An 8398-nucleotide genomic window follows, 5' to 3' on the forward strand; every position below is an offset into this window, starting at 1 on the left:
CTCCCACACTGGTGCTGTGTACGATACGCACCCTGTAGGAGCGAGGCTTGCTCGCGAAAAACGTTAACGATGACGCGAGCGTCCTGAATGGTCGCGGCGTCTATGGTTTTTTCGCGAGCAAGCTCGCTCCTACAGAACTTTCAAGTATTCGCCAGGATGCAGGTGGTGCTGACCACCGTCGCATACTCTCCATGCAGATTCCCCAGCGACATCCCGTGCACCTCCTCGGCCGAACGGGGATTGCCGAAAAAATCGGCCTTGTCGAAGGTGAAGCACGCATCCTCCGCCACCCACGTATCAAACCCCAGATTGCCCGCCGTGCGCGCCGTGGACTCCACCGAGTTGTTTGTCGCCACGCCCACGATAATCAACTGCTCGATTCCCGCCTCGCGCAAATTCGCCTCCAGATTCGTTGAGCAAAAAGCATCCGGCACCTGCTTTTGAATCAGCTGTTCGCCCGGTAGCGGCGCAAAGCGTTCCTGAAACTCCACCCCCGATTGCTGCGGCCAGAACACCGAATCTTCGGACCGGGACAAGTGCTGCACATGAACGATCGGGCGCCCGCTGCCTCGCCAGTAGGCGAGCAGGTCCAGAATGCGTTCCTCGGCCTGCGGATTGTTCCGACGACCGAGCCGAGGGTGAAGGATGCCTTTTTGTTGATCGATGATGATCAGTGCTGCGTTTGGCTTGAGTTCCATGCCAGCGTTTCTCCGGAGCATTAGGTGAAAAGCAAAAGATCGCAGCCTGCGGCAGCTCCTACAAGGTGTAAACGTTTTGATGTGTTTATCGGACAAACCCTGAAATAACCTCGTCCACGCTTGCGCGGCCATCGCCTGCTCACTAACGTAGCGACTTTATTGCGCTACCACCCCCGCAGGAGCTTTGCCATGGCCTCGCCAGCCCTCACACATTTTCTATCCCGGTTCGGCGTTGCCGCAGCAGTCGCGGGGGTTTTGAGCCTGACCGGGTGTCAGAGCTTCAACGCCCAGGACACCCTCCCGCCGACCTCCGGTGTACAGCCGCTCAAGGGTTTGGCACAGAACGTTTCGGTGCGCCGCAATGCCATGGGCATGCCGCTGATCGAAAGCAGCAGCTTCCACGATGCACTCTTCACCCTCGGTTACGTGCACGCCAGCGACCGCATCACGCAAATGGTCACCCTGCGCTTGCTGGCCCAGGGACGCTTGGCCGAAATGCACGGTGCTGATTTACTCGACGCGGACCGCTACATGCGCGCCGTCAACCTGAAGAAAAGCGCCGGTGAGTTGTACAAAGCCTCTTCGCCGCGCCTCAAGCGTTTCTTTGAAGTCTATGCCCGCGGGGTCAACGCTTACCTGTTCCGTTACCGCGACAAGCTGCCAGCCGACCTCGTGGCGACCGGCTACAAGCCTGAGTATTGGAAACCGGAAGATTCAGCGCTGATTTTCTGCCTGCTGAATTTCAGTCAGTCCGCCAACTTGCCGGAAGAGATTTCCGCATTGGTGCTCGCGCAAACCGTCACCACCGACAAGTTGCCGTGGCTGACGCCCTCGGCACCCGACGAAAAACTGCCCTTGGCTGAAAGCGAAAAACTGCAGGGCATCAAGCTCAATGGGCAAGTGCCCGGGCTGGCTGAAATCAGCAAGGCCACCGGTCAACTGTCTGAGCTGAATCTGCTGGGCGCGACTTCCTCTAACAACTGGGCGATTGCCCCGCAACGTAGCCGCAGCGGTAAAAGCCTGTTGGCCAGCGATAGCCATGGCCCGCTAGGCGTGCCGTCGCTGTTCAGCTACGTGCAGATTCGCGCGCCGAAGTATCAGGCGTCCGGCGTCACCCTCGCCGGGTTGCCGATGGTGCTTGGTGGTTTCAACGGCAAAGTGGCGTGGAGCACGACCACCGTGATGGGCGATAACCAGGACCTGTTCCTGGAAAAAATTCGCCGCCAGGGCAACGGCCTTGCCTACGAAACCAATGGCAAATGGCAGCCGGCGATCGTGCGCAATGAAACCTATTTCGTCAAAGGCCAGCGACCGATTCGCGAAGCGGTATACGAAACCCGCCATGGTCCGCTGCTCAACAGCGCTCAGGGGCTGGCACAGGGCAACGGTTTCGGCCTGGCCTTGCAAACGCCGAACTTCACCGACGACAAGACGCTGGATGCGTTCTTTGACTTGTCCCGGGCGCAGAACGTCGAGAGGGCCTCGGACGCCAGCCGCGAAATCCGCGCCATCGCCTTGAACCTGGTGTTTGCCGATGCCAGCAACATTGGCTGGCAGGTCACCGGCCGCTTCCCTAACCGCCGCGAAGGCGAAGGCCTGCTGCCTTCACCGGGCTGGGAAGATCGCTATGATTGGGACGGTTATGCCGACCCGATGCTGCATCCTTACGATCAGGATCCGGCGCAAGGCTGGCTCGGCACCGCCAACCAGCGAGTCATTCCCCACGGCTATGGCATGCAATTGTCCAATTCCTGGTCGGCTCCAGAGCGCGGTGAGCGCCTGGCGGAACTGGCTGGCGTGGGCAAGCACGACACCCGCAGCCTGATCGCCATGCAGTACGACCAGACCACCACCTTCGCCGCCAAACTGAAAAAAATGTTCCAAGCCCCCGGCATGGCTCAGCCGCTCAAGCAGGCCATCGACGCCTTGCCTGTGGCCGATCGCGACAAGGCGCGTGAGGCATTGACCCGCTTGATGGCGTTCGACGGCAAACTCGCTCCGACCTCCAGCGATGCCGCGATCTACGAACTGTTTTTGCAGGAAAGCACGAAACAGATTTTCCTCGATGAACTGGGCCCGCAAAGCAGCCCGGCGTGGAAAGCCTTCGTTGCCAATGGCAAGTTGTCCTATGCCGCGCAAGCCGATCACTTGCTGGGGCGCGAGGACAGTCCGTTCTGGGATGACACTCGCACCCCACAGAAAGAAGATAAACCAGCCATTCTCGCCCGCAGCCTTGCAGCGGCGATCAGCGCCGGCGACAGCCAATTGGGTGGCGATCACAAAGCCTGGCAGTGGGGCAAACTGCACCGCTATGAATGGAAAAATGCCAGTGGCCAAACCGTACGCGGTCCGGTGCCGGCCGGTGGTGATCACACGACCCTCAATACCGCTGCATTCGCCTGGGGGCAGGACTTCAACACCACGTTGGCACCAGCCATGCGCTTGATCGTCGACTTCAGCCAATCCGAACCGCTGACAGGCCAGCTCGCCACCGGCCAGTCCGGCAACCCGGCCAGCCCGAACTACCTGAACAGCATCGATCCGTGGCTGAAGGGGCAATATCAGAGCCTGCCGATGCAGTCGCAAAACTATGACAAGGTCTACGGAACCAAGCGTTTGACTCTGACGCCGGGCAAGTAAGATCAAAAGATCGCAGCCTGCGGCGGCTCCTACACCGATCCTGGGGCTCTTGATCGTTCCCACGCTCTGCGTGGGAATGCCTCAACGGACGCTCCGCGTTCGGCTTTGGACTCTGGGACGCAGAGCGTCCCGGGCTGCATTCCCACGCAGAGCGTGGGAATGATCTGTAACGACCGCTCCACATAGCAATTGTCGATCAGACGATGCGATAGAACTTCTCCCCTCGCCCCCACCTCTCACCTAACAAGTCCCTCCACCTGGATACCCGACGTGGACCTTGTCATCGCGCGTCCCGAAGGCCTGTATTGCCCCGCCGGCGATTTCTACATCGACCCGTGGCGGCCGGTCGAGCGCGCGGTCATCACCCATGCCCATGGCGACCATGCCCGCACCGGCAACCAGCACTATCTGGCGGCGGCGCCCGGTGAAGGGATCTTGCGTTCACGCCTTGGCCAGGACATCAATCTGCAAACTCTGGCCTACGGTGAACGCCTGCTGCACCACGGCGTCACCCTGAGCTTTCACCCCGCTGGCCATGTGCTCGGCTCGGCCCAGATTCGCCTTGAACATGAAGGCGAAGTCTGGGTGGCCTCCGGAGACTACAAGATCGAGCCCGATGGCACCTGCGCGCCCTTCGAACCAGTACGCTGCCACACCTTCATCACCGAATCGACATTCGGCCTGCCCATCTATCGCTGGCAACCGCAGGCGCAGGTCTTTGCCGAGATCAATCAGTGGTGGCAAGTCAATGCCGCCGAAGACAAGTCCAGCGTGCTGTTCTGTTATTCCTTCGGCAAGGCCCAACGCATTCTCCATGGCATCGACGCCAGCCTCGGCCCGATCCTGACCCATGGTGCGGTTGAGCCGCTGAACCGGATTTATCGCGAAAGCGGCGTCTACATACCACCGACCATCTACGCCGGGGACATCAGCAAGAACGACCCACTGATGCGCAAGGCACTGGTGATCGCACCGCCGTCAGCAGGTGGCAGCACCTGGATGCGCCGTTTCGGTGATTACAGTGACGGCTTCGCCAGCGGTTGGATGCGCTTGCGCGGCACCCGTCGGCGACGCGGCGTGGATCGAGGCTTCGTGCTCTCCGACCACGCGGACTGGCCGGGCTTGCTATGGGCCATCGAGCAAACCGGGGCCGAGCGGGTGATGGTCACCCACGGTTCCATCGCGGTGCTGGTGCGTCACTTGCGCGAGAAAGGTCTCGACGCCCAAGGCTTCAATACCGAATACGGCGACGATGGAGAAGAACGTCCGGCCACCGAAGCGTCGTCATGAAAGCCTTCGCCGAACTGTATGCCGAGCTCGACGCCACAACATCGAGCAACGCCAAACTCGCGGCGATGCAACGCTACTTTGCCAATGCAGCACCGGAAGATGCCGCGTGGGCGGTGTATTTTTTGTCTGGCGGACGGCCGAGGCAATTAGTGCCGGTGCGCATCCTGCGCGAATTGGCCGTGGCGTATTCGGGACTGTCGCCGTGGCTGTTCGAAGAAAGTTACCAAGCCGTGGGTGACATGGCGGAAACCATTTCGCTGGTACTGCCCGAAATGCCCTATCGCTCCCACGATGGGCTCGCGGTGTGGATCGAGGACAAGCTTCTGCCGTTACGCGGCGAGCCCCCGCAAGTACTCGCCGAACGCCTGCCCATGCTCTGGTCGCAACTGGATCGCGCCAGCCTGATGCTCTGCATCAAGTTGATCACCGGCAGTTTCCGGGTCGGGGTTTCCAAATTACTGGTGACCCGCGCGCTGGCATCCATGGCCCAACTCGACAGCAAGCGCGTGGCCCAGCGGCTGGTGGGCTACACCGATCTGTCGAACCGCCCGAATGCGGCCAGTTACCTGAAACTGATCGCCGCAGAATCCGCCGAGGAGCATGACCAGCGCGGTGGTCAGCCTTATCCGTTCTTTCTCGCCCATGCGTTGTCGCAGTCGGTCGAGCAATTCGAGACGTTGCTCGGCCCTGCCAGCCAGTGGCAGGTCGAATGGAAGTGGGATGGCATCCGCGCCCAAATGGTCAAGCGCGAGGGTCGGCTGTGGATCTGGTCGCGGGGTGAGGAGTTGGTGACCGAGCGCTTCCCCGAGTTCGAAAGCCTGATCCACTGCCTGCCTGACGGCACAGTGATCGACGGCGAAATCGTCGCCTGGAAAACTGCACAAGCCGAAACCGCCGATGCCTTCAATCCACAATCGCCGACATCACCTTCGGTGCAACCGTTCGCCCTGCTGCAGCAGCGCATTGGCCGCAAAGCCCTGAGCAAGAAAATACTCAGTGACGTGCCCGTGGTGATCCTTTGCTACGACTTGCTGGAATGGGAAGGCAAGGACTGGCGCAACCAGCCTCAAGCCCGGCGGCGCAGTCAGCTGGAACAGGTCATTGCCCGCGCCAGCAACCCGGTGTTACTCCCCTCGCCGCTGTTGACCGGCCAGGACTGGTTCGACCTGGCCCGCCAACGCGAAGCATCCCGCAGCCTGGGCGTCGAAGGCATGATGCTCAAGGCAAAGGACGCACTGTATGGCGTGGGTCGTACCAAGGACATTGGGGTCTGGTGGAAATGGAAAGTCGACCCGTTCAGCGTCGATGCCGTGCTGATTTATGCACAACGCGGTCATGGGCGTCGGGCCAGCCTCTACAGCGACTACACCTTCGCCGTCTGGGACGGCCCGCCCGACGCCAGCGAACGCACGCTGGTGCCGTTTGCCAAGGCTTACTCGGGGCTGACCGACGACGAAATGCGCCAGGTCGACAGCATCGTGCGTAAAACCACCGTAGAAAAGTTCGGCCCGGTGATCAGCGTCACACCGAGCCTGGTGTTTGAATTGGGGTTCGAAGGGATCGCGCTGTCAAAGCGGCACAAAAGCGGGATTGCGGTGCGGTTTCCGAGGATGCTGCGCTGGCGGCAGGACAAGTCGGTTGACGAGGCTGACCATCTCGGCACGTTGCAGGATTTGCTCGCCTGAATCAAACACATAACCACTGTAGGAGCAGCCGGTCGACGCTCGATTGCTCGCGAAAAACCAGAGGGCTCCGCGTCAATTCAGACAACCCACGTCAGCCTTGCGTCCTTCGCGAGCAAGCTCGCTCCTACAGGCCAAGCCTGCAACCCAAAAAAGGGCAGGCTTTCCACCACGCCCATTTTCGTGCACTAATCGCATCCGGCAATTTCCCGAACACCTTTTAAACGCTTGTTCGGCACTCTGGTTCGGAAATTGCTACTTTCATTGGGTCTTACGCTTACCAGTAACAATAATTCTGCGCCATAAGCGCTCATATTGGTTCTTAGGGATTTAATAATGAAAAAAGCATTGCTGACCCTTTCTGCACTGGCACTGTGCGTAGCTGCCGGCTCCGCGCTGGCAAAGGAATACAAGGAATTGCGTTTTGGTGTTGACCCATCCTACGCACCGTTCGAGTCGAAAGCGGCCGACGGCAGCCTGGTAGGCTTCGACATCGACCTAGGGAACGCAATCTGCGCCGAGCTGAAGGTCAAGTGCAAATGGGTCGAAAGCGATTTCGACGGCATGATTCCTGGCCTCAAGGCCAATAAATTCGACGGCGTGATCTCTTCGATGACCGTCACCCCGGCCCGCGAAAAAGTCATCGACTTCTCCAGCGAGCTGTTCTCCGGCCCTACCGCCTATGTGTCCAAGAAAGGTTCCGGCGTCACTGCAGACGTCGCTTCCCTCAAGGGCAAAACCGTCGGCTACGAGCAAGGCACCATTCAGGAAGCCTATGCCAAGGCCGTACTGGACAAGGCTGGCGTGAAAACCCAGGCGTATCAGAACCAGGACCAGGTGTATTCCGACCTGACCTCCGGTCGTCTCGACGCCGGGATCCAGGACATGCTGCAAGCCGAACTGGGTTTCCTGAAGTCGCCTAATGGCGCCGATTACGAAATCAGCAAGCCGGTCGACAGCGAACTGCTGCCAGCCAAAACCGCTGTCGGTATTAAGAAAGGTAACACCGAGCTGAAAGCGCTTTTGGATAAAGGTATCAAAGCGTTACACGATGATGGCACCTACGCCACCATTCAGAAGAAGCACTTTGGCGATCTGAATCTGTACAGCGGCAAATAATGCCCGGCGCCCATCTCGCGATGGGCGCTTTTTTCTTTCGATCAGGTTGCTGATTTATGTTCGAAAACCTATTACAAAATCTGGGGCTCTCAGCCTTCAGCCTCAAGGGCTTCGGTCCTTTGCTGATGGAAGGCACCTGGATGACCATCAAATTATCGGCGATGTCGCTGCTGGTGGCCGTCTTGCTCGGCCTGCTCGGCGCCAGTGCCAAGTTGTCAAAAAGCAAACTGCTGCGCCTGCCTGCCCAGTGCTACACCACGCTGATTCGCGGGGTGCCGGATCTGGTGCTGATGCTGCTGATCTTCTACAGCCTGCAAACGTGGCTGACGTCGCTCACCGACTACATGGAATGGGAATACATCGAGATCGACCCGTTCAGCGCCGGGGTTCTGACCCTGGGCTTCATCTACGGCGCGTATTTCACCGAAACTTTCCGCGGCGCCATCCTCGCCGTGCCGCGCGGCCAGGTCGAAGCGGCCACCGCCTACGGCCTCAAACGCGGCCAGCGCTTCTGGATCGTGGTGTTCCCGCAAATGATGCGCTTTGCCCTGCCGGGTATCGGCAACAACTGGATGGTGATGCTCAAGGCTACCGCACTGGTGTCGATCATCGGCCTCGCCGACCTGGTCAAGGCTGCCCAGGATGCCGGTAAAAGCAGCTATCAACTGTTTTACTTCCTGGTACTCGCCGCCTTGATCTACCTGTTGATCACCAGTGCCTCCAATATCGTGCTGCGCCGGCTAGAACGCCGCTACGCCGCCGGCACACGGGAGGCCGTACGATGATCGAACTCCTGCAGGAATACTGGAAAGCCTTCCTCTACACCGACGGGCAGAACATCACCGGCCTGGCCATGACCATGTGGCTGCTCAGCGCTTCGATTTTCATCGGCTTCATCGTGTCGATTCCGCTGTCCATCGCCCGGGTTTCTCCACATTTCTACATTCGCTGGCCGGTGCAGTTCTACAC

The 8398-nt window shown here is 59.6% G+C and carries 6 protein-coding genes and 1 pseudogene; 6 read left to right on the forward strand and 1 reads right to left on the reverse strand.

The features are described 5' to 3' along the window. Nucleotides 1-140 precede the first annotated feature (140 nt). Nucleotides 141-698 carry a cysteine hydrolase family protein gene (locus ACRESJ_RS31255; protein WP_431761351.1) on the reverse strand — a complete coding sequence of 186 codons (558 nt, stop codon included), beginning with the start codon at nt 696-698 and terminating at the stop codon, nt 141-143. 189 nt (nt 699-887) lie between these two features. Here ACRESJ_RS31255 and ACRESJ_RS31260 point away from each other — a divergent pair, with 189 nt between their 5' ends. The 6 genes and pseudogenes from ACRESJ_RS31260 to ACRESJ_RS31285 all read left to right on the forward strand — a co-directional run. Next, the gene (locus tag ACRESJ_RS31260) at nt 888-3338 is read left to right on the forward strand and encodes a penicillin acylase family protein (protein WP_431761352.1); all 2451 of its coding nucleotides are present in this window, start codon (nt 888-890) and stop codon (nt 3336-3338) included. A 270-nt stretch (nt 3339-3608) separates the two neighbouring features. Further along, nucleotides 3609-4628, forward strand: a complete 1020-nt coding sequence (locus ACRESJ_RS31265) for a ligase-associated DNA damage response exonuclease (RefSeq protein WP_431761353.1) — start codon at nt 3609-3611, stop codon at nt 4626-4628. Next, a complete protein-coding gene (locus ACRESJ_RS31270; RefSeq protein ID WP_431761354.1) occupies nt 4625-6313 on the forward strand; it encodes an ATP-dependent DNA ligase in 1689 nt (562 codons plus the stop codon). The genes ACRESJ_RS31265 and ACRESJ_RS31270 overlap by 4 nt, the downstream gene beginning before the upstream one ends. 333 nt (nt 6314-6646) lie before the next feature. Continuing rightward, nucleotides 6647-7429, forward strand: coding sequence for a transporter substrate-binding domain-containing protein (locus tag ACRESJ_RS31275; protein WP_431761355.1), 783 nt, complete (start codon nt 6647-6649; stop codon nt 7427-7429). Between the two features lie 56 nt (nt 7430-7485). Then, complete coding sequence (locus ACRESJ_RS31280; protein ID WP_431761356.1) at nt 7486-8214, forward strand: ABC transporter permease; 729 nt, start codon at nt 7486-7488, stop codon at nt 8212-8214. Further along, nucleotides 8211-8398, forward strand: a pseudogene (locus tag ACRESJ_RS31285) (amino acid ABC transporter permease); the annotation flags it as partial. The gene ACRESJ_RS31280 and the pseudogene ACRESJ_RS31285, both read left to right, overlap by 4 nt.

It is taken from the genome of Pseudomonas sp., assembly GCF_050739655.1.
GTDB lineage: Bacteria > Pseudomonadota > Gammaproteobacteria > Pseudomonadales > Pseudomonadaceae > Aquipseudomonas.

Bases quoted from the DNA above. Each gene is read 5' to 3' on its own strand.
- ACRESJ_RS31255 (WP_431761351.1), bottom strand. From the start codon at position 698: ATGGAACTCAAGCCAAACGCAGCACTGATCATCATCGATCAACAAAAA.
- ACRESJ_RS31260 (WP_431761352.1), top strand. From the start codon at position 888: ATGGCCTCGCCAGCCCTCACACATTTTCTATCCCGGTTCGGCGTTGCC.
- ACRESJ_RS31270 (WP_431761354.1), top strand. From the start codon at position 4,625: ATGAAAGCCTTCGCCGAACTGTATGCCGAGCTCGACGCCACAACATCG.
- ACRESJ_RS31275 (WP_431761355.1), top strand. From the start codon at position 6,647: ATGAAAAAAGCATTGCTGACCCTTTCTGCACTGGCACTGTGCGTAGCT.
- ACRESJ_RS31280 (WP_431761356.1), top strand. From the start codon at position 7,486: ATGTTCGAAAACCTATTACAAAATCTGGGGCTCTCAGCCTTCAGCCTC.